General features: G+C 36.7%; 23 protein-coding genes, 3 tRNA genes and 1 other annotated feature (1 of these 27 running past the window's edge). Of the genes, 4 read left to right on the forward strand and 22 right to left on the reverse strand.

All coding sequences use genetic code 11. The features are described from left to right. Positions 1-586: 586 nt before the first annotated feature. The 18 genes from ODU39_RS07335 to ODU39_RS07420 form a co-directional block, all read right to left on the reverse strand. Positions 587-1,057: a sigma-70 family RNA polymerase sigma factor gene (locus ODU39_RS07335; protein ID WP_024393242.1), complete on the reverse strand. Its 471-nt coding sequence runs from the start codon at positions 1,055-1,057 to the stop codon at positions 587-589. 351 nt (positions 1,058-1,408) lie between these two features. Beyond that, positions 1,409-3,382 (reverse strand): ATP-dependent zinc metalloprotease FtsH, encoded by a 1,974-nt coding sequence (gene ftsH, locus ODU39_RS07340; RefSeq protein ID WP_024407779.1) that lies wholly within the window; start codon positions 3,380-3,382, stop codon positions 1,409-1,411. A 21-nt stretch (positions 3,383-3,403) separates the two neighbouring features. Further along, positions 3,404-3,946 (reverse strand): hypoxanthine phosphoribosyltransferase, encoded by a 543-nt coding sequence (hpt, locus tag ODU39_RS07345; protein WP_398580176.1) that lies wholly within the window; start codon positions 3,944-3,946, stop codon positions 3,404-3,406. Between the two features lie 7 nt (positions 3,947-3,953). Next, positions 3,954-5,222, reverse strand: a complete 1,269-nt coding sequence (gene tilS / locus ODU39_RS07350; protein WP_398580175.1) for a tRNA lysidine(34) synthetase TilS — start codon at positions 5,220-5,222, stop codon at positions 3,954-3,956. After that, positions 5,223-6,503 (reverse strand): serine hydrolase, encoded by a 1,281-nt coding sequence (locus tag ODU39_RS07355; RefSeq protein WP_398580174.1) that lies wholly within the window; start codon positions 6,501-6,503, stop codon positions 5,223-5,225. It lies immediately after the preceding gene. Between the two features lie 12 nt (positions 6,504-6,515). Then, positions 6,516-6,629 (reverse strand): SP_0009 family protein, encoded by a 114-nt coding sequence (locus ODU39_RS07360; RefSeq protein ID WP_004194325.1) that lies wholly within the window; start codon positions 6,627-6,629, stop codon positions 6,516-6,518. Further along, the gene (locus tag ODU39_RS07365; protein WP_004194327.1) at positions 6,626-6,994 is read right to left on the reverse strand and encodes a septum formation initiator family protein; all 369 of its coding nucleotides are present in this window, start codon (positions 6,992-6,994) and stop codon (positions 6,626-6,628) included. Before ODU39_RS07365 ends, ODU39_RS07360 begins: the two co-directional genes overlap by 4 nt. Next, positions 6,981-7,253: an RNA-binding S4 domain-containing protein gene (locus tag ODU39_RS07370; RefSeq protein WP_004194330.1), complete on the reverse strand. Its 273-nt coding sequence runs from the start codon at positions 7,251-7,253 to the stop codon at positions 6,981-6,983. Before ODU39_RS07370 ends, ODU39_RS07365 begins: the two co-directional genes overlap by 14 nt. 49 nt (positions 7,254-7,302) lie before the next feature. Beyond that, the gene (mfd, locus tag ODU39_RS07375; protein WP_398580173.1) at positions 7,303-10,797 is read right to left on the reverse strand and encodes a transcription-repair coupling factor; all 3,495 of its coding nucleotides are present in this window, start codon (positions 10,795-10,797) and stop codon (positions 7,303-7,305) included. Then, positions 10,797-11,366 carry an aminoacyl-tRNA hydrolase gene (gene pth / locus ODU39_RS07380; protein ID WP_105136690.1) on the reverse strand — a complete coding sequence of 190 codons (570 nt, stop codon included), beginning with the start codon at positions 11,364-11,366 and terminating at the stop codon, positions 10,797-10,799. Before pth ends, mfd begins: the two co-directional genes overlap by 1 nt. Before the next feature lie 55 nt (positions 11,367-11,421). Then, positions 11,422-12,537 (reverse strand): redox-regulated ATPase YchF, encoded by a 1,116-nt coding sequence (gene ychF / locus ODU39_RS07385; protein WP_004195361.1) that lies wholly within the window; start codon positions 12,535-12,537, stop codon positions 11,422-11,424. 84 nt (positions 12,538-12,621) lie between these two features. Further along, the gene (locus ODU39_RS07390) at positions 12,622-12,981 is read right to left on the reverse strand and encodes a helix-turn-helix domain-containing protein (RefSeq protein WP_208571449.1); all 360 of its coding nucleotides are present in this window, start codon (positions 12,979-12,981) and stop codon (positions 12,622-12,624) included. 103 nt (positions 12,982-13,084) lie between these two features. After that, a complete protein-coding gene (locus ODU39_RS07395; RefSeq protein WP_024394586.1) occupies positions 13,085-13,288 on the reverse strand; it encodes a DUF951 domain-containing protein in 204 nt (67 codons plus the stop codon). Between the two features lie 9 nt (positions 13,289-13,297). Further along, positions 13,298-14,179: a diacylglycerol kinase family protein gene (locus tag ODU39_RS07400; protein WP_136670962.1), complete on the reverse strand. Its 882-nt coding sequence runs from the start codon at positions 14,177-14,179 to the stop codon at positions 13,298-13,300. 91 nt (positions 14,180-14,270) lie between these two features. Then, positions 14,271-15,407, reverse strand: coding sequence for a DNA polymerase III subunit beta (gene dnaN / locus ODU39_RS07405; RefSeq protein WP_105243060.1), 1,137 nt, complete (start codon positions 15,405-15,407; stop codon positions 14,271-14,273). 153 nt (positions 15,408-15,560) lie between these two features. Then, entirely contained in the window at positions 15,561-16,934 is a 1,374-nt protein-coding gene (gene dnaA, locus ODU39_RS07410; protein ID WP_105106256.1) for a chromosomal replication initiator protein DnaA, read from the reverse strand. Positions 16,935-17,136: 202 nt separating this feature from the next. Next, positions 17,137-17,901, reverse strand: a complete 765-nt coding sequence (locus ODU39_RS07415) for a ParB/RepB/Spo0J family partition protein (RefSeq protein WP_099833035.1) — start codon at positions 17,899-17,901, stop codon at positions 17,137-17,139. A 60-nt stretch (positions 17,902-17,961) separates the two neighbouring features. Continuing rightward, complete coding sequence (locus ODU39_RS07420; protein WP_014736606.1) at positions 17,962-19,158, reverse strand: S1C family serine protease; 1,197 nt, start codon at positions 19,156-19,158, stop codon at positions 17,962-17,964. Between the two features lie 173 nt (positions 19,159-19,331). On the opposite strand from ODU39_RS07420, the gene rlmH reads away from it, so the two are divergent. Together rlmH and ODU39_RS07430 are read left to right on the forward strand one after the other, a co-directional pair. Continuing rightward, complete coding sequence (gene rlmH / locus ODU39_RS07425) at positions 19,332-19,811, forward strand: 23S rRNA (pseudouridine(1915)-N(3))-methyltransferase RlmH (RefSeq protein WP_004194528.1); 480 nt, start codon at positions 19,332-19,334, stop codon at positions 19,809-19,811. 24 nt (positions 19,812-19,835) lie between these two features. Further along, positions 19,836-20,519: a YoaK family protein gene (locus ODU39_RS07430; RefSeq protein ID WP_053867304.1), complete on the forward strand. Its 684-nt coding sequence runs from the start codon at positions 19,836-19,838 to the stop codon at positions 20,517-20,519. On the opposite strand, the gene ODU39_RS07435 is transcribed toward ODU39_RS07430, so the two are convergent. After that, positions 20,517-20,590, reverse strand: a tRNA-Arg gene (locus tag ODU39_RS07435). The two genes, ODU39_RS07430 and ODU39_RS07435, sit on opposite strands and share 3 nt — an antisense overlap. A 112-nt stretch (positions 20,591-20,702) precedes the next feature. Here ODU39_RS07435 and ODU39_RS07440 point away from each other — a divergent pair. Together ODU39_RS07440 and ODU39_RS07445 are read left to right on the forward strand one after the other, a co-directional pair. Continuing rightward, a tRNA-Glu gene (locus ODU39_RS07440) sits at positions 20,703-20,774 on the forward strand. Positions 20,775-20,779: 5 nt separating this feature from the next. Next, a tRNA-Asn gene (locus ODU39_RS07445) sits at positions 20,780-20,852 on the forward strand. A gap of 68 nt (positions 20,853-20,920) precedes the next feature. On the opposite strand, the gene ODU39_RS07450 is transcribed toward ODU39_RS07445, so the two are convergent. From ODU39_RS07450 to ODU39_RS07460, 3 genes are all read right to left on the reverse strand, one after another. After that, positions 20,921-23,500: a YfhO family protein gene (locus ODU39_RS07450; RefSeq protein ID WP_105256912.1), complete on the reverse strand. Its 2,580-nt coding sequence runs from the start codon at positions 23,498-23,500 to the stop codon at positions 20,921-20,923. Positions 23,501-23,536: 36 nt separating this feature from the next. After that, positions 23,537-25,159 (reverse strand): ABC-F family ATP-binding cassette domain-containing protein, encoded by a 1,623-nt coding sequence (locus ODU39_RS07455; protein ID WP_012775415.1) that lies wholly within the window; start codon positions 25,157-25,159, stop codon positions 23,537-23,539. A gap of 64 nt (positions 25,160-25,223) precedes the next feature. Continuing rightward, positions 25,224-26,096 (reverse strand): YitT family protein, encoded by an 873-nt coding sequence (locus tag ODU39_RS07460; RefSeq protein WP_024384295.1) that lies wholly within the window; start codon positions 26,094-26,096, stop codon positions 25,224-25,226. A 101-nt stretch (positions 26,097-26,197) separates the two neighbouring features. Then, positions 26,198-26,225, forward strand: a binding site (T-box leader) (it continues 179 nt past the right edge of the window).

Raw genomic sequence — 26,225 nt, forward strand, 5'->3', positions numbered from 1 at the left:
ATCACCCTGCACGTTTGGTTCGTCTTCTTTAATTTTCAAAGGTCTTGTTCGTTATCGCGATCTCGCGACAACTATCTTAGTTTATCATTTCTTGGAAACTTTGTCAACACTTTTTTGAAACTTTTTTTCGTTCCTCTGTTAACTAGTTACTCAAGAGACAACTCATTTATTCTATCATCTTCTACTGGACTTGTCAACACTTTTTTGAAACTTTTTTTCGTTCCGCTATTAACTAGCACCTCAAGAGACAACTCATTTATTCTATCATCTAGTTTGGTAATTGGCAACCGGTTTTTGGGGATTTTTTACACTGAAAGTTCTATGCAGATACTAAAGCATAAGGTTAATTCCAAATAATACCGCTGAATCAGTCAATCCGGCACTTAAGTTACTATTGGCTGAGTATCACATTTAGTCACTCCTCTACTCTTCATAGGAGAGGGGGCTAATTTCAACTTGAAATTTGTTTTTTCTCCTATTCCTTCTTCTCTTTGCTATAACCTATATAAAAAGAAACTGAGCAGAACTTTTTATGATGCTTCTGCCCAATTTCTTAATTCGATTAACATAATGTCAGTGACTAGCTTTAGCGAAAGTCTTTCAAATGAATTTGTAAATCACGTATCATTTCACGGCGACCATTAAAACATTGTCCGCTAATTAATTTTTCGTATTTATCAAGTTGATCATTGCTCAGATTTTTTCGATAATCTCTCAAGGCACCTCTCAACATTAATAGTTCATCGTTTATCAATCCCGGTGATTGTATTGCGTGAGATAATTCGTGAATATCTTCATGTGGCATACGGTCAAACTTGCGTTTTTGACTTTCCTGTTTGCGGATACGATCCTTGATTCGATTTCTGAACTTAACTTTAAAATAACAATATAATTGAACTTGTTCATCAACTAGCCACGGTTGATCTTCCAACAATTCAAACAAGGTCATCATTCCTTCTTGTTCCCAATCATCTCGATCCCATAGTTTAATGTAAAACTCTTTTCGAGCCTTGTTTACAATGCCTTTGACGCTTGCGTACACTTTTTCGAATTCCATTTCTTAATCTCCTTTTGTTGATGGTTTAAGTTTATCGAAAAGTGCTGGCTTTCTACAGGACATTTTTGTCTAGCTTACTTTATTTGATTTTTCTTTTTTAAAGTGCATTTGCTATTGATACTCTTGGCAAACATTGCATTCTGCTCCAGAAGGGAATTATTTGGTATAGTTCTAAGATTGTGATAAATAACTATATGATTCGTTTTTCTTGTAAATGCCCTGTTTCTGATGTGTATCATGTAAAAAAGCCCTCGCCAAGATTATGTACTTAGCGAAGGCTTGGTGGTTATTTTAGTGGTTAAGAGTGAGGGCAGATCCGTTATGGAATGTCTTGCCCAGAAGTATTTTATACTACTCTTTCGTATTAATTTTCTCTTTTACTTCTTCATAAGAAAGGGGATGAACATCTTCGTCATCGTGTTCAATATTCTCTGGCATTTTGCCTGTTTCATACAGAGATTTAATTTGAACACTATCAAGAGTTTCATATTTGAGAAGTGCTTCTGCAATCAGTTTGTGTGTATCACGGTTTGATTGAATAATATCTGCAGCTTTATTACGAGCCTCATTTAGCAAATCTCTTACTTCATTATCTAACTCATATGCAGTTTGCTCAGAAATATGTTTTTGAGTTGTTTGTCCACCAAACATTGCATGACTGCCTTCATACTGCATTGGTCCCATTTTTTCACTCATACCATATTCTGCAACCATGGCACGCGCCATCTGTGTAGCTTGTTCAAAGTCATTTGAGGCACCGGTTGTTTGGGTATTGAAAATAATTTCTTCCGCAACACGTCCACCCATAAGACCAGCCAATTGCTCCTTCATATCTTCTTTAGATAGAAGCATTTGATCTTCTTTAGGGAGGGCAATCATGTATCCACCTGCGCGACCGCGGGGAACAATTGTTACTTTGTGAACTTCACGTGCATTTGATAGTACGAGACCAACAATTGTATGACCTGCTTCATGGTAGGCAACGATTTCGCGTTCTTTGGCTGAAACTTGACGGTCTTTCTTAGATGGACCTGCAATAACACGATCTTCTGCTTCGTCAATATCTGAAGCATCAATGACAGTCTTGTTTCGACGTGCAGCTACAAGGGCTGCTTCGTTAAGAACATTCTCTAAATCTGCACCAACAAATCCTGGTGTTTGTTGTGCTACTAATTTCAAATCTACATCTGCTGCTAGTGGTTTATTCTTCGCATGAACTTTAAGGATTGCTTCACGTCCTTTAACATCCGGACGACCAACCAATACTTTACGGTCAAAACGACCTGGACGAAGAAGGGCAGGGTCTAAAACATCACTACGGTTGGTTGCGGCAATGACAATGATCCCTTCGTTCCCTTCAAAACCATCCATTTCAATTAAGAGTTGGTTGAGGGTTTGTTCACGTTCATCGTTACCGCCACCCATGCCGACACCACGTTGGCGACCGACAGCATCGATTTCATCGATGAAAATAATGGCTGGTGCTGCTTTTTTTGCATCTTCAAATAATGAACGAACACGGCTGGCACCGACACCAACAAACATTTCAACAAAATCTGAACCAGAAATAGAGAAGAATGGCACACCCGCTTCACCCGCTACTGCTTTGGCAAGCAAGGTTTTACCTGTTCCTGGAGGACCCTCTAGTAGCACACCTGCTGGAATACGTGCTCCAAGTTTAGTAAAGCGTTTTGGATCCTTCAAAAATTCAACAACTTCAACTAATTCTTGTTTTTCTTCCTCTGCACCTGCTACATCTGAGAAACGTACCTTGATGTTACTTTGTTCCAAAGCTTTAGCTTTATTCCGTCCAAAGTTCATTGCACCACGTGCTCCACCGCCACCTTGGTTCATCATCATCATGAAGAATACACCAGCAATGATAAGCGGTAACAAATTAAAGACAATATTTAACCAAAGTCCATTTGAACTTTCAGGTTTAATAGTAACCTTTACTCCATTTTCATTTGCAAGAGCTTGTAGCTCTGACAAATTCGTTTCTGACGGTAAAATTAGTGACTTAAAGTTTTTATACTTAACTTTGCTAGAAACTTGGAATAACTTAATAGATGAAGCTAACTCATCTTTAGCTTCCTGTTCTGTTTTGTACTTACCAGTAATTTCAATAACACTTGAATTTGGTTGATAAGTAATTTCAGATACATTATTATTTTTCAATTCAGTTACTACTTGTGAATAACTGATTTCTTGAGTTGCTACTTGCTGACCAGCATTAAAAAATTGAAAGGCTGTCACAATAGTGGCAATAACGAGAATAATGAGAAAAGGATTTTTTATAAATCCTTTATTTGGTTGATTGTTCATAATATAGTAGGAAACCTTTTTCTATTTTGTGTAAACTTCCTCTTTGAGTACGCCAACATAAGGAAGATTACGATAATTTTCATCATAATCTAAGCCAAATCCAACTACAAATTCATTTGGAATAGTAAAGCAAGTGTAGTCTGGCTCGATTTCAACAACACGCCCTTCTGGTTTATCAAGAAGAGTAGCAATTTTAATAGAACCTGCTTGACGCAAAGCAAAGAGTTCTTTCAATTCTTTTAATGTGCGGCCTGTGTCAATAATATCCTCTATAAAGATGATATGTCGACCTGCAACACTATTGTCCAAATCCTTGATAATCTTAACGGTACCGCTACTCTCCGTTCCGCCATGGTAGCTAGAAACAACCATATAATCCGTTTCTACATGGGCATCAATATGTTTCATTAATTCTGCCATAAATGGGATAGAACCTTTTAAAATTCCTACAAGAATAGGATTCTTATCTGCATAGTCTGTTGCTAGAATTTGACCGAGTTCTTTGCATTTTGCAACGATTTCTTCTTCTGAAACAAGAATTTTCTTAATATCTTTGTCCAACATAGTTGTTCTACTCTTTCATTTTTATATATAAGGTAGCTTTGATTATATCATTTTTTACTGATTTACTCAAATCACTGCTAACAAGATTCGTAATTCCATAAATTTCTCCATTCTGCTCGATAATAAGCGCATTTTGTCGAACTTTCTGTGAGATTTTATTATCAATAAACCAACGGCGGAGTTTTTTATTTACTCCGTTTATTAAAATGGTATCCCCAGCCTGCCTTCTCCTCACTACAATTGGATTTTCTGTAGGAAAATATAAAATACTATCCGCTTCTTCCAAAGGATGATTGAGAGAAAAAATATATGAACCGTAAGAAAAAATACCCTCTGATTTTATCATGATTTTTTCTGGTTGACTATCCGTCTCTGGTCCTATTTTATAAATTTGAAAACGATGATAATCCTTCTCTAACATGTAATCATTTTTCAATAAATGATAGTAGTTAGCTTTTGAACGCAAGATGTGTAATACTTCATTAAATTGTGGACGAGAGAGCTGTAAATCAGGAAATTTTTCCAAATATTCCTCTAATAGATAACTTTGTACCGCAGGTGTCTGTTGTTGAAAACTCATCACATCTGTAACGGATAAATCCTGTGTCAAATCTCTTAGCGCTTGAAATAGATTATTTGTATCAACTGCAAGATTATTGAAAGCAAGTTCGATTTTAGGATTTTCCTGTTTTAACTTTGGTAAATAGTCATTTCTGACTCTATTTCGAAAATATTTGAAATCTGCATTACTACAATCTTCAAAATGAAATAGCTTATCAAAATCTGCCTTTTTAAAAGATAAAAGTGGTCGAATAAGTTCTCCTGTTGCAAAAGGCTGAGTCGGTTGAATTGCTGATAAGTGACGTAAACGCCCTCCTCTAATCAATCGCATAAAGACAGTTTCTGCTTGATCATCTGCATGGTGGGCTGTCACTAGTGCAGTGTAGCCTTCCTTCTCCATGATTGTAGCAAAAAATCCATAACGCCATTTTCGTGCCGCTTCTTCTGAAAAATCACCTTCAAAATAGGACAGATAAAAGGGAACATTACTTTCTTCTGCTAACTGTTTAAGATATTTTTCCTCGATGACAGATTCTTCCCTCTGTCCATGATTAATATGGGCAATTCCAAGTTCAATCCCTAACACTTGTTTGCATTCGTATAAAAGATGGAATAGGTTCATAGAATCTACCCCACCGGATACGGCTACTAGTACTTTCTTATGTTTATCAAAAAAGTGACCATCCTGTGTCACTTTTAAAAATCTATCTTTCATTTACTTTAAAATCCCGTAAATATCATTTGCAATTTGTGTAATCTCATCATAATTTGATTTATCTGTAAAAATAGATAAAACAAAAGGAGATCCTGCGTAAACAATCGCTACATCGTGTTTGACATCATCTGCATCGCCAATTTTATGAGCAACTGGAACTGAGATGTCTTTCGAAATACGTTGATTATCAAATTGAGTAGATAACAAACTTTCTAGCACATAGCCATTTTGAATATATAAGGCTTCCATCATTTTCCCTGCGATTTCAGCTGAAGTTTCACGTGTAACCATACTCCACTCACTACCTGTTTTAGCAGTTATTACTTGATAAAAATTGGAATCGAATTTATTAGCTACATAATAAGAAAGTAAGTTACTAGCTACATTATCTGACTCTTTAGCAGTCTTATTGATCAATTCTTCCACTGAATAATCTTTGTTGTCAGGAGTTTTTGACAGTGAACCACTTCCTCTAGCAACATAAGCTCCTGGGAAGGACATAGATTCGGCTGTATATTTCACTTTAGTAGTCAAATCAATATACCCAGCATTCAATTGCTCTTGAACGTAATAAAGAATTGGTAGTTTAGCAATGCTGGCAGAATAGAATAGTTTCTCTTGATTTACACCTGCAGTTTGACCTGTTGACAATTGTTTCACATATATACCAATAGTATCTTTGGAATATTTGTTAGTCAACAACTCTTGAACGGCTTCTACTCTATTATCCGTTTTAGAAAGATTATTTACTGCACTCCAACCTTTATCTGTAACATAGGCAAAATCACCTAGGGAAGTTGTTACGATTTTAGAAACCATAACAGCTTGATAGGGTTGTAAATCATTTTTTATTTCCGTAGCTTCGTTAGCAATTGGTGAGGTTAACAATGTGAAACCTTTTTTTGTCCAATAAGTTTGCTCAACAGTAGTTTCTGTAACAATTACATCATCAAATAGTAGATGCCTACTTGCAAGAATGTAACCCTTGTCATCTATTTGGAAAACCAATTCTTTTTTACTATTGACTAGAACATCCGTAATAGAAAAATGTTGGTTCGGCTGTAATTGTCCACCTGCTATAGTCAGTTCTTCATCCGAATAAAGATTCTCAGTTTGAAAAACATTTGGGTTTTGAGGGATAGTTTGAAAATACTGATCATAGATAGTATGAGTCAATTCGTATTCTTCTTGCGCTGTGAGTTCAAATGGTATTTCTGTACTATCGACCACCTGCCATCCAAATAAAACTGGCAATAACCATACGAGCAGTTTTTTCTGCATACTCCCTCCTTTCTACGATTCATTTTCTTCTAACTTTAATTCTCTATTCTTTTGATTCAACTCTTCTAATTTTTCATCAGAATGCTGTAAAAATTGCTCTACAATTTTAAAAATAGATTCGGTCATTTTGGTAACCCTGGAATATTGTAGACAAATTCCCCTTCTTTAGAGTATTGATACTTAGCCCGAACATACTTTGCTGCGTATTCCTCATTTTTCAATTTTGCAACCATCTCTGCTTCCTGCTTCTGTTCTTTGGTCAGTTCTTCATAATTTTTTTCCAATTCAGCAAGTTTCTTTTCCTGCTGCTGAATATTAGTGTAAGTCCCAACAAGATTGTAGGCAGGCAACATAAAAAGAAAGATAACTAGAATGAGAATTGCACCCATAAAACGATTTTTTTGTTGGCGTTCTGCCAATTGATGCTGAGTTTTTTTACGCTCCGACTGAATAAAGGCATTATTCAGTTGTAGAATTTTAGATTTCTTCATCTTTTTCTATCCTTTTTTCACTGATAATTTCATACATTTTCAGTGCGTCTTCTTTTTTAGTTGAATCTTTCATTTCAAGTACTTTTACAGTGAGTAGTTTATTACCAAATTGGATTTCAACCTGATCATTTACTTTTAAATCTGTTGAAGATTTCGCCAAAATCCCATTGACTTTTATTCGTCCTTTATCGGCAACTTCCTTCGCAACTGTTCGACGCTTGATAATGCGGGATACTTTCAAATATTTATCTAGTCTCATACTTTACCTCAGTTCACTATTTTACCATTTTTCAAGGTATTTGAGAAATTTATTCTGCCTTCCTTGCTTTAATTTCTTTTAATTTTTCGGCAAAAGAAATCAATTCCTCTAATATTTCATATTCTTTTTTCTGTTGAATGTTAAACACAACAGCTAGTTTTCCTTTATTTTCCGTTATCTGAGCTTTCAAATTTGTCACAGATAAAGCTTCAAAGTAATCTTGCGTTAGGAAAATTTGACCAGCCATAGGTTCGAATGTTACTGTCACTTGATGTTGTCGTCTAAGAACTGTATGACAGAAAACTTGGTCTAAAAATGACTTCAATAGACCGATTTCCAGTAAGTAGGCTACTACATCAGGATACTCTCCAAAACGGTCTATCAATTCTTCTTGTAATTCTTGATAGTTGACACGACTGTCAATATTCTTTATACACTTGTAAATTTCAATTTTTTGTCGCTGATCAGCAATATAGTCACTTGGTAGATAGGCGTCAATCTGTAGGTTGACCTCAGTGTTGCTTTTCTGACGTTGGGCTGCCTTACCTTGTTTTTCCAAGATGGCTTGCTCCAGCAATTGTGAATACAGTTCATACCCTACAGAATCAATAAATCCGGACTGGGCAGCGCCCAAAATATTTCCAGCTCCACGGATAGACAAATCTTGCATGGCAATCTTGAAACCCGATCCTAGTTCTGTAAAGCCCTTGATTGCCTCCAAACGTTTTTCAGCTACTTCTGTCAGGGACTTGTCTGGACGGTACATGAGATAGGCATAGGCAATCCGACTGGAACGGCCAACACGTCCTCGAAGTTGATAGAGAGTTGACAGTCCCATGTGATCGGCATTTTCAATAAAGAGGGTATTCGCATTTGGAATATCAACACCTGTTTCGATGATTGTTGTGGTCACTAGAATATCATACTCACCCTCTACAAAGGCATAGAGAGTATTTTCTAATTGGATTTCCGACATTTGTCCATGGACGTATCCTATAGTAGCTTCTGGAACCAATTCTTTTAATTCAGACACTTTCTGTTCAATGGTGTCAACTTTATTGTAAAGATAGTAAACCTGACCTCCGCGATCCATCTCACGAAGCATTGCATCTCGGATAACGGAAGGATTTGTTTCCATCACATAAGTTTGTACAGGATAGCGATTTGTCGGTGGAGTCTCAATTACTGATAAGTCACGGATTCCCAACATGGACATTTGCAATGTCCGAGGAATCGGAGTTGCAGTTAGGGTTAGGACATCTATTTTCTTTTTCAGTTCCTTCAAGCGTTCCTTATGCTTGACACCAAACCGTTGCTCTTCATCAATAACCAGTAAACCTAAATCAGCAAAAACAACATCTTTTGATAGAAGGCGATGGGTACCAATCAAGATGTCAACTTGGCCTTTTTTCAACTTCTCAAGTGTTTTTTCCTGCTCTGCCTTTGTTTTAAAACGACTCATAACATCAACATTAACAGGAAATTCTGCAAACCGTTCTTGGAAATTAGCGTAGTGTTGCTGGGCTAAAACAGTCGTAGGAACAAGAATAGCTACTTGCTTGCCATCATTGACAGCTTTGAAAGCAGCGCGCATAGCTACCTCTGTCTTACCAAAGCCGACATCCCCTACCAGCAAACGATCCATTGGAGAGTCTTTTTCCATATCTTGTTTGATTTCATCAATGGAACGAAGTTGGTCGTCGGTTTCCACATGTGTAAAGTAGTTGTCAAACTCAACCTGATTCTCATCATCTGGTGAAAAGGCAAAGCCTTTCAGCTGACTACGCTCCGCATAAAGCTTAATCAAATCATCTGCAATATCCTCCACTTGCTTCTGAACTTTTTGCTTGGTTCGTTGGAACCGACCATCATTTAGTTTATTAACTTTTGGAGCTTTCCCATCGGACGCTAAGTATTTGGAGAGAAGATCAATTTGTTCTACAGGAATAGAAATGCGATCGGAGTTTTGATATTGAACCGTTAAATAATCACGATGAATGCCTGAAATTTCAATAGTCTCAATTCCTAAGTATTGACCGATACCATGAACATGGTGAACAACATAGTCACCAACTGCTAATTCACTATAGTCCTTAATACGTTCAGCGTTAGAAATATTGGTTCTACGTGTCTTACGCTTCATTTTCTTATTGAAAATCTCTTTTTCAGTGATGAAAACTAGTTTCTCATCCATCAAATGAAAACCTGAAGCTAACTGCCCAATGGTCACTTGTTGCTGACCTTCTACTAACTTATCTGCTGCATGTACTGGAAGATGGATATCATACTCTTGTAAAGTTTTCTGTAAAGTCTGTAAACTTACATCAGAACTCGCTTGAATAACAACGGTATTGTTTGACTTCGCATACCGAGTCAATTCATCTTTTAACAGTGGAATCTGGTGGAAAAATTCCTGCATAGGATGCTGTGTGAATTGATAGAGAGCATCAAACTTTACATTACCTAAACCTTTTTGAAAACTTGAAAAGAAAGTGGCAGGTTTGTATTTTCTTAACTCCGAATAGGTAGATGCAAAATAGTGCAAACTTGACATTGATTTCCCCTTTTGTAAATCATCTGTCAATAACTCTGCCGATTCTTTTTCAAATTGAGACTGCTTGTCAGCAATTTTATGAAAATCATCTAAAAATAAGGGAGAACCCTTTGGCAAATAATCCAACAATGTCCAAGATTGTTCATATAAAAATGATAGAAATTTTCGTAAATCGGGATGACGATATTCCGTTTGCATATCTGCCACGACTTCTCGTAAATAAGACTGCTGCTCCCCACTTCTAGATTGGTCAATAGAGATTTGGATTTTCTGACTAGCCCGCTCATAGTCAGTAGACGATAAAATAATATCTGATGCTGGTGACAAACTGATTTGTTCGAGATTCTCTAAAGACTTTTGACTATCTACATCAAAAATACGGATGCCATCAATTTCATCCCCAAAGAATTCTAAACGGCAGGGAGATGCCGCTTGCATATCAAAAATATCTAGAATATCCCCACGTTGGCTAAACTCCCCTTGTGTTAAAACACGAGAAACTTTTTTATAACCTATATTGACAAGTTTCTTTACAAGATTGTCAACTTCTATTTCTTGACCAACTTCAAGCTTTATTTTAGAACCTTTATAAGCTTCAGGACTTGGCAATAAGACCCGACAAGCAGCCATACTAGCAACTAAAATTCCTGAACTGGTAGAATCTGTCAAGAAATTTAAACTGTCAATCCTTGATTGAGTACGTTCTTTTGATGCAAAAACAAACTCGGCAATAGGACTATCATCTGTAAAAAAGTTGTAAATATTCTCACTTCCAACGATGGATGTTAAATCTGCAACTAATTTCTCAGCATCATTTTGAGTAGCAGTCACAATCATAATCTTTTCAGCCAAACAATCATAGGCAGTCGCCATGACTAATGACTTACTGGTTCCAGTGAGTCCTAATAATAGTTGACGAGTTGACTTGTTTAAGCCTGACTGCCACTGATTGATTTGCTTATTTTTGTGAAGAAGATCTAGTATATTCATTATCCGTTAAACTTTCTCATGATGCTATCAAAATCGTCCTCTTCCAGATAAAAGTTGACAGCCTTGTCAAGTTTATCAAGTGCTAAGTCGATTTCGATACGGTCTTCTGTGTCAAATCCTGATAAGACATGGTTGACAACACTCATTTTTCCTTTTGGACGACCAATACCTATCTTAATGCGGTCAAATTCCTGCGTCCCAATATGCTTAACAATGGACTTTATCCCGTTGTGACCACCTGCCGAGCCTTTTTGTCGGAAACGGATTTTACCTACTGCCATGTCCAAATCGTCGTAAGCCACCAAGATATCCTTTTCATCCAAACCATAATAGGCCATCAAGGCATGGACTGCCTTGCCTGATTCATTCATGAAGGTGGTTGGTTTGACCAGGTAAATTTTTTCACCGTCAATAAAGGTTGTGGCAATGTCTGCTTGGAAAATCTTATCGTGACTAAAAGTTACATTTTCACGCTTGGCAATCTTATCTAGCAACATAAAGCCGACATTGTGCTTGGTTTCAAAATAGCGGTCCCCAGGATTTCCTAGGCCGATGATCAATCGTGTCATTTTTTTCTCCTTACATGCCAAAAGGCTGGAAAATGTATTCCAACCTAATTGTCTATTATACGTTAAAGCGGAACTCCATGATGTCCCCATCCTGAACAACGTACTCTTTTCCTTCTTCACGGAGGCGTCCTGCTTCTTTAACAGCCTTCTCAGAGCCATATTGAATCAAATCATCATAGGACATGGTGACGGCACGGATAAAACCTTTTTCGAAGTCTGAATGGATAATGCCTGCACACTGAGGAGCTTTCATACCACGTTTGAAGGTCCAAGCACGAACCTCCTTCTCCCCTGCTGTAAAGTAGGTGCCTAGACCAAGCAAGTGGTAGGCTGCACGTGTTAATTTGTCCACGCCAGATTCTGTTAATCCGAGTGCTTCTAAAAACTCGCCCTTGTCTTCATCGTCGAGTTCTGAAATTTCTTCTTCAGCACGGGCTGAAATGACCACCACTTCTGCATTTTCTGTTGCCGCAAAGTCACGGATTTGCTGAACATAACTGATAGACTCAGGATCTGCTACCTTGTCTTCATCGACATTGGCAACATAGAGGACTGGCTTGGTCGTCAAGAGGAAAAGTTGCTTGACAATTTTTTGTTCTTCATCTGTGAACTCAACTGTGCGGGCAGATTTTCCGTCTTCTAGGACAGGTTTGATTTTTTCAAGAACTGCAAATTCTGCCACAGAATCCTTGTCTTTTTGCGTACGGGCCATTTTTTCTACACGCGCATAACGCTTGTTGATGCTCTCTAGGTCCGCCAAAATCAATTCTAGGTTAATAGTATCAATATCTGCGATTGGATCCACAAAAGCGTCTTCACGACCTTGTTCACGCATGACATTTTCATCATCAAAGGCACGCACCACGTGGACAATGGCATCAACCTCACGGATGTTGGCCAAGAATTTATTTCCAAGCCCTTCACCTTTAGAGGCACCTTTTACGATACCGGCAATATCGGTAAATTCAAAAGTGGTTGGCACTGTCTTTTTAGGAGTGATGAGTTCTGTCAACTTCTGCAAACGCTCATCTGGCACTTCCACCATACCGACGTTTGGATCAATAGTTGCGAAAGGGTAGTTTGCAGCTTCTGCTCCTGCCTTGGTAATTGCGTTAAATAGGGTTGATTTACCAACGTTTGGCAAACCGACGATTCCTGCTGTTAAAGCCATGTTTTTTTACTCTCCAATTAAAAATTCAATCATGACTATTATAGCAGAAAAGTAGAGAAAAAGCTTGCCGATTAGCAAGCTTCGTTAAAAATAATGCTGAATAAATAATCCACCTAAAAGCATAACTGCAAGAAAAATGAGAACGACAACATCTCCTCTTGTAAGAGGTCGTTTGGATTCTTCGTTCAAGTATTCCCAAACATTCATTTTTCCTCGTTGTTCCACCACAATTTCCTTCTCAGGTTCTTTTCCTAAAACCAGATAATCCAGACTGACACCAAAAATTTCTGCCAGCTGGACCAGTTTGTCGATATCTGGCGTTGCTTCACCATTTTCCCACTTGGAAACAGCCTGACGGGAAATATAGAGTTTCTCTGCCAACTCATCTTGGGATAAGCTATTGGCTGTGCGTAAAACTCGAATTTGCTGTGCTAACTGATTCATGGTCATTTCCTCCTCTTTTTTCTAAGTCTATTATAGTGTAGAAAAGAATAGTTGCCTAGCACTTTTTAGGAAATATTCGCAACCAGCAGTTGCAAACTGTCAACTAGGTTTCACTAGGCAGTACTTGTTGCATTTTTCGTTCAAAATCATGCCGGCTCATCATGACTACATGGTCACAGTTGCTACAGCGGATTTTGATATCCGCTCCTAGACGGATGACTTCCCATTTATTGGCCTTCTTGCCGGTCGATTTGATGACACAGGCATGAGGCTTCTTCATTTCGACAAAGGATCCTAATTGATACATACTTCCTCCTTAAAGATACATACTTCTTTCCTGATAGGTTAACGTTACCTCATTTGCAGTGTATATCTCTCCATCTATTTGCAATAATAATTTTTCTTTTGATTTTAAAACTACATCTACCCCTGTTAAATGCTGAATTGTATGAGAAGATTCATGCCTCTTCGTTAATAAGGCTAACAATGATTGTAGACGTTGGTAGAAATTTCCATTTTTGAAGTAAACAATATCTACTTCCTTCTTTTTAGCACTTGCTGTTGGCCATATCATGATTCCTCCACCAAAATAAAGACTATTTGCTACAGAAATAAAAAAGAGATTACCTAACTGATAAGATTTTCCATCAAGAGTTAATTCTAAGTTTATAGCTTGTTTTGAAAATAATGTTTTAATACCAAAGAATAGATAAGTTAACCTCCCAAGTTTTACCTTGTTCAGAATTTTTTTCAAAATTGAATTCGTTGAACCATTGATAACTTGAGCTGCAAAGCCAAAATCCATACTGTTTACAACCGTTCCGTGTGAACTGTTTAAAACATATATCCGACTTGTTTTTCCCTCTAAAATGGCATCTACACTTCTATAGAGCGATGTTATATTCATTGCTTTTGCAAAATCATTTCCAGATCCTGTTGGATAATAAGCAAACGGTAGACTAGCTGGCCAAAAACGCAAGGCTTTAGATAGGGTGCCGTCTCCGCCTAAAATCATTAATTGGTCTTCACTACTGACAAACTCCTTTAAAATAGCCTCTATTTGACTTTTTTCATCCTCAGGCCCAACTGTCATAAAAATGTTAACTGCAAGCTGTGGATAACTTTCTTTTATTTTGAATATGATGTGTTCAGCAGTATGACTACCAGCATTAGGATTAGCTAATATATATAACGTCATTTATTCCCCATCACTAAATATATAAAAATAAGCTAGGTGCTATTTTTTAGTATAACATAAAAACGGCTAGTTTAGCCGTTCTTAATATTATTTAGTTGGTACGAACTGGTGTAACCAATTGAATAAAATCTTCCCCTTCATTATTGGGAATCAATGTAAATGGACGGACAGAAGAGATAAAGCTAATTTTCACTTGTTCACTAGTTGTGGCTTTCAATGCTTCTATCAAGTAAGTTGGGTTAAAGCTGATTACTAAGTCTTCACCTAATACTTCTACAGTATCTAATTCCTCATTCACACGTCCAACTTCTGGAGAATTTACATGAGCCGATACAACATTATTAGCAATTTCCAGTTTTACTGTACCATTTTGCGTTGCATTTGAAAGAAGACGAGCACGCTCCATCGAGTGACGAAGATTTGCAGTATCAAAAATTGCAGTTGTTTTAAACTCAGTTGGAATTAAGCGGTCGGTATCAGGGTAGGTACCTTCTAATAAGCGTGTATAGAAGCTAATATGCTCGCTTCTAAAAAGGATTTGATTATTTGAAAAGAAGACTTCTACTGTTTCAATATCATCTGTAAAAACTGCAGTAAATTCACGGAGAGAACGACTTGGAATGACAACATTAAAATCATCACCAGATGTATCAAGGACCAATTTCCGTTGGCTCATACGGTGTGAATCTGTTGCAACAGTTTTTAGATTTTTATTTTCCGTTAAAACAAAATGAACACCCGTAAGAATAGGACGACTTTCTTGTGTAGAAGCTGCAAATGCTGTTTCATTAATTGTTTGTTTCAATACTTTGGTTTCTAACACCAATGGTTTTGAAGTTGGAACTTCCTGTAAACGAGGATACTGTTCTGCTTCTTTTCCCTTTAATGTGATTTCAGACTTACCACTTGTCAAAACGATTTGCTTTTGTTCAATTTCATTGAAGTCAAGGACCAAATCCGGCATGCTGGATACGACATTAATAAAGAAACCAGCTTCTAAGAGAATGGAACCTGGAGAACTGATCAAAAGTCCTGCATTTTCATCTTGAATAGAAATAAAATGTTCAATCGAGATTTGTCCATTTGAACCAGTTAAAGTGATTCCTTCACTAGTTACTGTAATTTTTACTGTTGAAAGAATTGGAATAGCATTTTTTGTACTGATTGCCCGTTTAGTAATACTAAGTGCTTGTAGAAATATATTTTTATTAATAGAAAATTGAATCATGGATTCTCCTTTATTTATTATCTATAAGGTTAATAGTAATAGTAGTCTCTGTGTATTCTGTGGAAAAGTGATGAAAGACTAATAAAACTGCGGGAATTAACTTGTTCACAACTTGTGGAAAAAACAGAAGTTTTTTTAAAAGTTATACACAGGTTAACGAAGTTTATTTTTTATACTGGTAATCTCTATTTCTAAATTCTCATCATCCAAGAGGAGAGTTTTTATTTTATTGTATGCATGCATAACGGTTGTATGGTCTCGATTACCAAATTCTTTCCCAATTTTTGGAAGGGAATTGTCTGTCATTTCACGTGATAAAAACATAGCAACTTGTCGTGCGTGAACGATATGTTGAACACGCTTAGAACCTTTTAATTCTTTCAAGCTGACACCGTAGAAATTTCCCACTTCGGTTTGGATTTTCTCAATAGGAATAACCATGTTTTGTGGATTTGTTTGTTTTCTTGATCGAATAGCCTCAGCAGCAACCTCGACACTTATCTCAGACAGTTGCCGCATAGTGGCTATCAAATGGATATCTTTTAAGGCACCTTCAAGGTCACGTACGTTCGAATCAAATTGCCCAGCTAGATAGGATAGCGTCTCATTTGTAAAGTTATAAGGCAGGTTCTCGCACTTGTTACGTAAAATTGCGATACGTGTTTCAAAATCAGGTGGAGTGATTTCACTGGTTAACCCCCATTTGAAACGTGTTACTAGTCTTTCTTCCAAATTATCTAAGTGATCGGGATTACGGTCGCTTGTGAGTACAATCTGCTTATTTTTTTCATGAAGCGCATTAAAAGTATGGAAAAATTCTTCCTGTGTTGTTGCTTTATTACGGAGAGACTGAATGTCATCAATTAGAAGTAAGTCCAGATTGCGATAGGTTTTTTTGAAACTTTCCATATCATTGAGACGGAGGTGTTCTAAAAATTCATTGATGAATGTTTCCGATGAGACATATTTTATCCTTGCCTGGGGATTATCGGCTAGAACCTTATTTCCAATCGCATTTAAAATATGAGTTTTTCCAAGACCAGGACCACCAAAAATGAATAACGGATTGTAGAGCTCACCTAGGTTATCAGATACAGCTAAAGCTGCAGCCTTTGCCCAGTGATTATTGTCTCCTTGTACAAAATTAGCAAAGGTGTACTGGGATTTTATATCAGAATGAACCGGTTGAAAAGTTTCTTGAGGAGTAGCCGGCCCAGGTGTCTGTACCTGGTGAAACACTGAACTTCTTGCGTTTGTAATGTTCTTAATTTCCTGTTCATCTTCTGTAAATTGATATTGGATGGCAAGAGGTTCTCCGTAGATTTCAAAACTAGCGGCAATCATTAACTCTTCGAAGTTTTTTTCCCAAAAATCTTTTTTAAATGGACGATTTAAGAAAATATTGGCAACTTGCTGGTTGATTCCAAGTAATTTTGCATCAGCGACATAAAAATCATAAATAGATGGCTTAAAATTTACTTTTGCTAATTCAATAAATCGTTGCCAAAAAAGTTGTTCTTGGTTCATATTTTCCCCCTTTCACATTATATTCGTTAGAATAGTGTACCATAAAAAACAAAAGTTTTCCACAGATAATTTTAAAAATCCACACTGTTAAGAAAAGTTTTCCACAAGATGTGAATAAAAGTCAGAACCTTTGCTGGTCCTGACTTTTTGTAATGATTTTAGTGTGGAAAAGAGTGTTTATAAAAATAAATTGTAAACAAGTCTATTTTAAATTGTTGATAATTCTTTCGAATTCATCGAGGTCATTAAAGCTAATTCGAATTTCTCCGCTCCCGTTTTTCTTCTTGAGAATTTTTGTAGCTGTTCCAAGAGTTTTACTGAGTGAATCTTCCTGTTCTTTTAAAAATTGGTCGCGTTGTTTAAGCTTAGTGTGCTTTTTCTTATTTGCAGCTATTAATTTTTCAAGCGTACGCACACTTAAATCTTTTGATAAAATGAGTTGAACCCATTCGGCTTGCTTTTCTTCTGAAAATGACACCAATTGTCGCGCGTGCCCTTGTGAAATTTTTCCTTCTTCTACAGCTTGTTTAGTCTGAGATGATAGATTTAGTAGGCGCAATAAATTACTGATATATGGTCTTGATTTTCCCATGATTTGAGCAACTTCATCATGTGTTAACCCTCTACTAATCAATTTTTGATAAGAGGCTGCTTCTTCTATCGGATTTAAGTTAGAACGCTGCAGATTCTCTATGATAGCCTGATAGAGTAAATCATCATCAGTCAGTTCTTTTACCACTGCTGGTATTGTAGTCAGTCCAGCTAATTGACTGGCTCGCAACCTTCTTTCTCCAGCTAATAATTCGTATCCGATAATAGAAGATTTTCTTACAATAATCGGTTGAATTAAGCCATTTTCCTTAATAGATTGAGCGAGCTCAAGTAGCTCCTTTTCATCAAAATGAATTCTTGGCTGATAGGGATTGGGATGGATTTCTGAAATATTTAGTGTACGTAATTCTTCCATATATCCTTATTCTAGCAAAAAAAATGAGACTTTACAATTGTGTAAAGTCTCATTTGTCAATTATTCGCTAAGTTCTTCTGTAGAATGTGTCAACTTAATGTCAACAGTTTGTTTCTGATTATTGCGGTAATAAGTTACAGTGATTGTATCTCCAATTTGATGTTTGTAGAGAGCGCTCTGGAGGTCACTCTTATTTTGAATAGCTTCTCCGTCAATCTCAGTAATAACATCAAAAGTTTCTAATTTTCCATCTGCAGGTAGTCCACTTTGTGTAGAGACAATTACGACACCGGATGTTAATTCCGTATTTGATAATCCAGCTTTTTCTAATTGACTAGTTGACAAGGTCGTCAAGTTAACCATATGAACTCCAAGAGCAGGTCGGCTAACTTGTCCAGTTTTTTCAAGCTGATTGATAATAGCTACGGCATCATTTGCAGGAATAGCAAATCCCAACCCTTCTACAGCCACGCCTGAGCTATTTGCAGAACTTGAGGTAATTTTGCTAGAGGTAATGCCTATCACTTGTCCTTGGGTATTGATTAACGGTCCGCCAGAGTTTCCAGGGTTGATAGCTGTATCAGTTTGAATAGCGTTGGTTGAGATTGTTTGTCCATCTTTTGATTGTGAAGTAACTGTCCGACTTAAGCTAGAAATAATACCCTGGGTAACTGTATTGGCGTAGACGCTGCCTAGAGGACTACCAATTGCGATAGCAGTTTCTCCAACTTTAATTGTATCGGAATCAGCAAATTCAGCAACAGCAGTGACTTTATCTGCTGATATTTTTATAACAGCTATATCAGAATATGTATCGGAACCAACAAGTTCACCGCTAATTTTTTCTCCAGATGCTAAAAGGATATCAATCTTTTCTGCGTTATTAATAACATGCGTATTTGTCACAATATAGGCATATTGACCATCTTTTTTGTAGATAACACCAGATCCCTCCCCAGCAACGGCTAGTTCGTCAGATGATTCAATATTTCCAAAGATAGCACCAAGACTATTGTTGGCTGATTTTTGGTAATTAATAACAGACACAACAGCATTTTGTACTTTCTCTACAGCTTTTGTGGTGGAAGTTTCATTATTATATTGAACATTGCTGACACTAGTGATAGCAGAATTTGCTTGTTGAACCTGTGGCTGGAAGAAAGAGGCTGATAAGGCCCCGATAAGACCCCCAAAAAATCCAATTACAAATAAAATCGCAAATTTCAAATATTTTTTCATATAAGGAATCCTTTCCATTTCTTTAATTTTCCTTAAGAGTACTATTTCTTTCTTAATTATAACTTAAAGTTTTCAAAAATCAATCCACAACCTGTGGATAACTCTGTGAATTATGTGAAAAACTGTAGCCATATCCTGATTTTCTAAAAATATTTTCTGTCGTATGCTTGTGGATATGTTACAATTATTTTATGAAAATAAAATTGATTACCGTTGGAAAATTGAAAGAAAAGTACCTCAAAGAAGGTATTGCAGAATATAGTAAACGATTGGGACGATTCACTAAGTTGGATATGATTGAGCTTCCTGATGAAAAAACACCAGATAAAGCCAGTCAAGCAGAGAATGAACAAATATTAAAAAAAGAAGCCGATAGAATTATGTCTAAAATTGGAGAGCGAGATTTTGTCATTGCCTTAGCGATAGAAGGGAAACAATTTCCATCGGAAGAATTTAGTCAAAAGCTATCTGATATTGCAGTAAATGGGTATTCAGATATAACTTTTATCATCGGTGGTAGTTTGGGTCTCGATTCTTGTATTAAAAAAAGAGCTAATTTGTTAATGAGTTTTGGACAGTTGACACTTCCCCATCAACTAATGAAATTAGTTCTCATCGAGCAGATTTATCGTGCATTTATGATTCAGCAGGGAAGCCCATATCATAAGTAGTTTCACGTGAAACAAGGAGTGAAAATGAATCAAAAAGATTATCGTGTTTTTGAGGGATTGAGAATTGCTTGTTCATTAACGTTTATCAGTGGTTATTTAAATGCCTTTACTTTTGTGACTCAGGGTGGTCGCTTTGCTGGTGTACAATCTGGAAATGTTATTTCCCTAGCTTATTTTTTGGCTAAAGGTGACTTTGCGCAGGTAGTTAATTTTTCCATTCCCATTTTATTTTTTGTATTCGGACAATTTTTTACCTACTTAGCAAGAAGGTATTTTGAAAAACAAACATGGTCTTGGCACTTTGGTAGTAGTGTAATGATGTTAGTTCTTATTTTACTAACTATCATTTTCTCACCTATTATGCCTGCGTCTTTTACAATTGCTAGTCTAGCCTTCGTAGCCTCTATTCAAGTAGAAACATTTAGAAGGTTACGAGGTGCTCCTTATGCCAATGTGATGATGACAGGGAATGTAAAAAATGCTGCTTATCTCTGGTTTAAAGGAGTTATTGAAAAAGATTCAGAACTTAGAAAAACAGGTAGAAACATCTTATTGACCATTATAGGGTTTATGCTAGGTGTTATTATATCTACTCACCTATCCTTCCAATTTGAAGAATATGCCCTTATTGGTCTGATTTTGCCAGTTTTATATATTAATTATGAATTATGGCAAGAAAAAAGACCTACACGAGGTAGGTCTAAATGATTCCAGCAGGATTCGAACCTGCGACCGTTCGCTTAGAAGGCGAATGCTCTATCCAGCTGAGCTATGGAACCTTAACCATTTTATTTTACATTAAACAAAGCACTCTGTCAATACAATAAAAAATCAAAAAAATGTATTGACAAACAAAGTCACATGTATTATACTAGTTATTGTTCTAAAAATGGTCCGTTGGTCAAGGGGTTAAGACACCGCCTTTTCACGGCGGTAACACGGGTTCGAATCCCGTACGGACTATTTCTTCCGCCATAGCTCAGTTGGTAGAGCGCATGACTGTTAATCATGATGTCACAGGTTCGAGCCCTGTTGGCGGAGTAGATAAAGCATAGGAAACCTTGAGAAATCAAGGTTTTTTGTTTTTTACAAGAGAAAACCGAGAAAGTTTAGTATTCTCGGTTCTTAGAATAATAGTATCCAATGAATTGATAGGAGAAAAATACAAAAACTGCACCCAAAGAAATCAGTAAACCTAGATAGAAACCATTTGGTACAAAGGTTAAAACTAGTTTAGTTTGACCTGGACTTACATCCACTTTCATAAAACCCTCTTGCGCTTTTTGGATTTTGATAGGTTTACCATCAATGGATGCATTCCATCCTTTATCATAGGGTAAAGTAAGGAGGAGTGAGGCTTCTTTATCGGTTACAAAATCAACGGTTACTTTATTACCATCAGTTTTTGTTACTACTTGTTTTTCTTGGAGAATGGAAATAGCCTGTTGGAAAGCTAATAAGTCCAATCGATAAAATTGTGGTTTATCAAAAGAAACTTGATTATTTTCAGGAAAATATACATCGACTTGAACTTGTACATCTGTAGTAAAGCTCCCCACATTGAAGAAAGAGAAAGCATTATCTAGTGTAAACTCACTTGACTGATTATTGACAGTAATGACAACCTTTTTTTGATTCTCATTTGAGAATGTTAAATTTGGCAAATTTAAGTATACTTGGCTATTTGCAGGTATATTTACTAAGAAAGTTGCCTTTGCAGCATCCTCATTGTCAACTTTGTTGACAGTCATTCGATTGTTCAGTTCAACTGTATTTTGTGAAACAACATCTGATAAAGTGTGGTAGTATTTTTGAGATAGCCCTGTTAGTTGATTAAGAAAATTTGTTTGATTATCGAGAGTCAGATTTGTAAAATTGACATCTTTGTAAATCCCTTCAGTCAATAGTGCTAACCCTAGATTAAAACTATTTTCGTAAAGATTAATAGTAGACTGACTCTGATTCAGTGTGAAACCAAACTTATTTGGGTCCGTAGTAGCTAAATTATATTTGATTCCGAATAGGCTATCAGCAATAATTGTATTATTATGATAACGAAGATTCAAATTGGTACCGTCTGAACGGAAACCGAGCTTATCTAGTACTGAGCTGGAAGCACGGTTTCGAATGGAGGAGAATTGAGAAATACCGTTGTAATTGAATTTCATGCTATCATTGCCAGTTTGTGGTAATAGACGTTCTATACGATAAAATGAATCAGTTGTAGTCTTTGTAGACTTTACAATACTGTCAATATCTGTCAATTTTTCTTCATAGTTTGATCGGCTAGGGAAATGCCATTCATCAGAAATCCCCTGAACCTGATAATGACTATGTAATCCAAGTTCTAAGAAAGTGAAGAACAATAAAACAATATTAGTCCATTTTAAGGATGATTTATAGTGAATCATTGCTACAAAAAGAATGAAGTAGGCTATTAGAAATTCTAGTGTGAGTAGGAAATTTACATCCATTAGAAACTCATAATGATCTCTAAAAATAAAGGTAGTAGCAAAGCAAATGAGTAAAAATGAAACAATCAGAGTAAAATTTTTAATACTTACTTGACGTAGTCGTACCAATGTCTCTGCTGCTAAATAGATAACGGTTATTGATAGAACCCATGCATAACGATAGAGGAACATGTTTGGCGCATGCATGCCTTGCCAAAAAAGATTGAGTGGTTGTAGGTAGAAACTTGAAATAATGAATGTAAAGAATAGAGCATAGGAGAGTTTGACAGTTGATTTTATTTCTTTTAATGTAAAGAATAATAAAGCGAGTATTAATGGAACGAGACCAACAGAGATCATGGGAATAGAACCGAATTTTGTTGTATCAAAGCTACCAACTAAGTTTTTTGCAAAGAAGTCCAGATACCAAGAGTCTTCGGTTTTTAGGTTGACAATTTTTGTAAATGTCTCACCATGAGTTTTTAAATCCAAGTAGGTTGGTAACAACATGAACATGCTGCTTAGAGCAGATAAAATTGACACTATTGTAAAGTTGATAAATCTTTTGATTCTCTGACTATCTATCCATGATAATTGAACCAATGTCCATAATGTTAGAAAAATAGCCACCATATACCCGAAGTAATAGTTTTGGATAAACAAGCATGTTAATGTTATGTAGTAGAGAATCGGACCCTGTTTTTTTAATAATCGATGCAATCCAAGAAGAATTAGTGGGAGGAGTATAAAAACGTCTAGCCAGTTGTTTATTTCTAATTGACTTGTACTAAAACTCATCAGAGAAAAACTAGTAGCGAGTAATAGTGCCCATTCTTCTTTCAAATTTTTATGGATACCCTTTAAGCTGATATAAGTTGACAACCCAGTCAATCCAAATTTGACAATAGTGACAAGATAGATAGCGTCAGGCATGGATTGTAAATCAAAGAAAAAGACAATTGGAGACAGGAATGAACCTAGGTAATAGGAGGATAGAGCATAAAAATTGAGTCCTAAACCACTTGAAAATGTGTAAAAGAGAGAGCCGTCTCCGTGTAAAGTATTTCGTAATGTTTGATTAAAAATAACATACTGGTGGAAGCCATCACTTGCCAATATAGTTGTATCACTTCCCCACCAGATTCCTTGAAATGCTAAGACGATAGAAATAATAGTCAGCGGAATAAGGAAAGAGAAGAGATAATAAATGGATGTTTTTGTAAATATTTTTTTCATAGATTTAAAAGAAAAGGCGAATAAATCGCCTTTTTATTATGCTTTCCAAAGTTCTTGTACTTTAGCTTGTACTTCAGCATTTTCCAAAAATTCATCATAAGTTTCGTCGATTCGATCGATAACACCGTTTTTAGAAATGACGATGATATGGTTTGCTAAAGTTTGAATAAATTCGTGGTCGTGGCTGGCAAAGATGATAGACTCTTTAAAAGCTTTCAAACCATCGTTTAGACTGGAAATTGATTCCAAGTCCAAGTGGTTGGTTGGATCGTCTAAGACCAAGACATTTGACTTGAGGAGCATGAGTTTTGACAACATCACGCGCACTTTTTCGCCCCCTGACAAGACGTTTACAGGTTTGTTAACCTCATCACCCGAGAAGAGCATACGTCCCAAGAAACCGCGCAAGAAGGTATTGTCATCTTCTTCCTTGCTGGCAAATTGACGGAGCCAATCAAGGATAGATTCGTTTGTATCGAAGTCACGAGTATTGTCTTTTGGTAAGTAGGATTGACTAGTAGTGACACCCCACTTGACAGTACCTTCATATTCAATATCACCCATAAGAGCACGAATGAGAGCAGTTGTTTGGATGTCGTTTTGACCAATAAGAGCAGTCTTGTCACCTGGACGCAGGATAAAGCTGATATTGTCAAGAATCGTTTCACCATCGATGACAACTTTTAAGTTTTCAACTGTTAGGAGGTCATTACCGATTTCACGTTCTGATTTGAAGTTGATAAATGGGTACTTACGGCTAGAAGGAATGATTTCTTCCAACTCGATTTTGTCCAACATCTTCTTACGTGAAGTAGCTTGCTTAGACTTAGAGGCATTAGCAGAGAAACGGGCAACGAATTCTTGTAGTTCCTTGATTTTTTCTTCTGCTTTGGCATTACGGTCAGCTTGTAGTTTAGCTGCTAATTCACTAGATTGTTTCCAGAAGTCGTAGTTACCAACGAAAATCTTGATTTTACCGAAGTCAAGGTCGGCCATATGGGTACATACTTTGTTTAAGAAGTGGCGGTCGTGGGACACTACGATAACCGTATTTTCAAAGTCAATCAAGAAATCTTCGAGCCAGTTGATAGATTGGATGTCCAGACCGTTGGTTGGCTCGTCCAAAAGAAGAACATCTGGTTTACCAAAAAGTGCCTTAGCCAAGAGAACCTTAACCTTCTCACCGTTGGTCAATTCGCTCATGTTTTGGTAGTGGAGGTCTTCTGAAATGTTGAGGTTTTGGAGCAATTGAGAAGCTTCACTTTCAGCTTCCCAGCCACCAAGTTCAGCAAACTCACCTTCTAATTCAGCAGCACGAACACCATCTTCATCAGAAAAATCTTCCTTCATGTAAATAGCATCTTTTTCTTTCATGATGCTGTAAAGTTGCTCGTTCCCCATGATAACGACGTCAATCACGCGCTCATCTTCATAGTCGAAATGGTTCTGACGTAGCACAGAAAGGCGTTCGTCTGGTCCAAGTGAAATATGACCTGTTGATGGCTCGATGTCACCAGCAAGAATTTTTAAAAATGTAGATTTACCGGCCCCGTTTGCACCAATCAAACCGTAGGTATTTCCTGCTGTAAATTTGATATTGACATCGTCAAATAATTTGCGGTCGCTAAAGCGAAGCGACACGTCTGATACTGTAAGCATAGTTTCTCCTCTATTTCTGTCTATTAGTTTTATTGTACTAGAAAGAACTTGAATTTTCAATGAATTACATTGGAATCAAAATATCTTCATCATAATGTTTATGGTCTTTTTGAAGACTGAAGCCACGTCCACGTACCTGACTCGCAGGCATAACAACCATAAAGGCAGTTTCATCAATTTCTAATACCGCTGTCTCCAGTTTCTGCATTTCTGGAATAGAGATGGTAGTCATCAACATGCGCTTGTCAACCCCTGTAAAGCCACCGATAATTGGAAATTCTGTAACACCGCGATCAGCAACTTTAGTAATATAGTCTTTAATTTCTTCTGATTTTTGAGAAATAATCATGACATTTCGAGAAGATTGTGTACCAGACATCATGCGGTTGACAATATAAGTAATGGTCATTAGGGCAATAATCGAGTACATAACAGTATCAGTATCGAAGGCAATAAATCCAAGACCAACGATAATACCATCAATAATAGCCATTGTCAGACCTAATGATAAAGGGGTGTACTTGTGAATAAATTGAATAAGAATACCTGTCCCACCAGTAGAAGAATTTCCAAGGAAAACAAGACCAAGTCCAAAACCTAGGATAATTCCACCGAAAATAGCAGCTAGGAGAGGATTTTCTGTCAAGTTGGGTAAACCTGCTGTCAACTTGATGCAAAGAGGATAAATGACAGCACCATAGACAGTTTTGATAAATACAGATTTTCCTAAGAAAAACCAACAGATAATTAATAAAGGGATGTTACAGTAGAGGACAAAGTCAGACGGACTCCACCCCAGAAGAGCATTGAGTGCGATTGCTAAACCTCCGACACCACCAGATACGATATTATTCTCTAGAAAAAAACTGTTAAATCCAATGGCCATGACAACTGATCCGAGTGTGACAGAGATAAAGTCCTTTATACGTTCTTTCATATATTCTCCTTGGTTAGTGTTATAAAAGCAATTTCTATTATCCCTAATTTAGACAGTATCGTCAAGGCTTTGTCAGCTTGACTTTCTAATTTTTTGCGGTTATAATAGGAATCAATCAGAAGAGTAGTA

Source organism: Streptococcus sp. 2021WUSS126 (assembly GCF_044427255.1).
GTDB classification, from domain to species: domain Bacteria; phylum Bacillota; class Bacilli; order Lactobacillales; family Streptococcaceae; genus Streptococcus; species Streptococcus hashimotonensis.

Coding starts and splice junctions, on each gene's coding strand:
- ODU39_RS07460 (WP_024384295.1), bottom strand. CDS start 26,096: ATGAAAGAACGTATAAAGGACTTTATCTCTGTCACACTCGGATCAGTT.
- ODU39_RS07360 (WP_004194325.1), bottom strand. CDS start 6,629: ATGACCGAATCTATTTTTAAAATTGTAGAGCAATTTTTACAGCATTCT.
- dnaA (WP_105106256.1), bottom strand. CDS start 16,934: ATGAACCAAGAACAACTTTTTTGGCAACGATTTATTGAATTAGCAAAA.
- rlmH (WP_004194528.1), top strand. CDS start 19,332: ATGAAAATAAAATTGATTACCGTTGGAAAATTGAAAGAAAAGTACCTC.
- ODU39_RS07335 (WP_024393242.1), bottom strand. CDS start 1,057: ATGGAATTCGAAAAAGTGTACGCAAGCGTCAAAGGCATTGTAAACAAG.
- ODU39_RS07415 (WP_099833035.1), bottom strand. CDS start 17,901: ATGGAAGAATTACGTACACTAAATATTTCAGAAATCCATCCCAATCCC.
- ODU39_RS07450 (WP_105256912.1), bottom strand. CDS start 23,500: ATGAAAAAAATATTTACAAAAACATCCATTTATTATCTCTTCTCTTTC.
- ODU39_RS07455 (WP_012775415.1), bottom strand. CDS start 25,159: ATGCTTACAGTATCAGACGTGTCGCTTCGCTTTAGCGACCGCAAATTA.
- hpt (WP_398580176.1), bottom strand. CDS start 3,946: ATGTTGGACAAAGATATTAAGAAAATTCTTGTTTCAGAAGAAGAAATC.
- ODU39_RS07390 (WP_208571449.1), bottom strand. CDS start 12,981: ATGAATCAGTTAGCACAGCAAATTCGAGTTTTACGCACAGCCAATAGC.
- ODU39_RS07400 (WP_136670962.1), bottom strand. CDS start 14,179: ATGACGTTATATATATTAGCTAATCCTAATGCTGGTAGTCATACTGCT.
- ODU39_RS07370 (WP_004194330.1), bottom strand. CDS start 7,253: ATGAGACTAGATAAATATTTGAAAGTATCCCGCATTATCAAGCGTCGA.
- ychF (WP_004195361.1), bottom strand. CDS start 12,537: ATGGCTTTAACAGCAGGAATCGTCGGTTTGCCAAACGTTGGTAAATCA.
- ODU39_RS07355 (WP_398580174.1), bottom strand. CDS start 6,503: ATGCAGAAAAAACTGCTCGTATGGTTATTGCCAGTTTTATTTGGATGG.
- dnaN (WP_105243060.1), bottom strand. CDS start 15,407: ATGATTCAATTTTCTATTAATAAAAATATATTTCTACAAGCACTTAGT.
- ODU39_RS07420 (WP_014736606.1), bottom strand. CDS start 19,158: ATGGAAAGGATTCCTTATATGAAAAAATATTTGAAATTTGCGATTTTA.
- pth (WP_105136690.1), bottom strand. CDS start 11,366: ATGACACGATTGATCATCGGCCTAGGAAATCCTGGGGACCGCTATTTT.
- ODU39_RS07365 (WP_004194327.1), bottom strand. CDS start 6,994: ATGAAGAAATCTAAAATTCTACAACTGAATAATGCCTTTATTCAGTCG.
- mfd (WP_398580173.1), bottom strand. CDS start 10,797: ATGAATATACTAGATCTTCTTCACAAAAATAAGCAAATCAATCAGTGG.
- ftsH (WP_024407779.1), bottom strand. CDS start 3,382: ATGAACAATCAACCAAATAAAGGATTTATAAAAAATCCTTTTCTCATT.
- ODU39_RS07395 (WP_024394586.1), bottom strand. CDS start 13,288: ATGTATCAATTAGGATCCTTTGTCGAAATGAAGAAGCCTCATGCCTGT.
- ODU39_RS07430 (WP_053867304.1), top strand. CDS start 19,836: ATGAATCAAAAAGATTATCGTGTTTTTGAGGGATTGAGAATTGCTTGT.
- tilS (WP_398580175.1), bottom strand. CDS start 5,222: ATGAAAGATAGATTTTTAAAAGTGACACAGGATGGTCACTTTTTTGAT.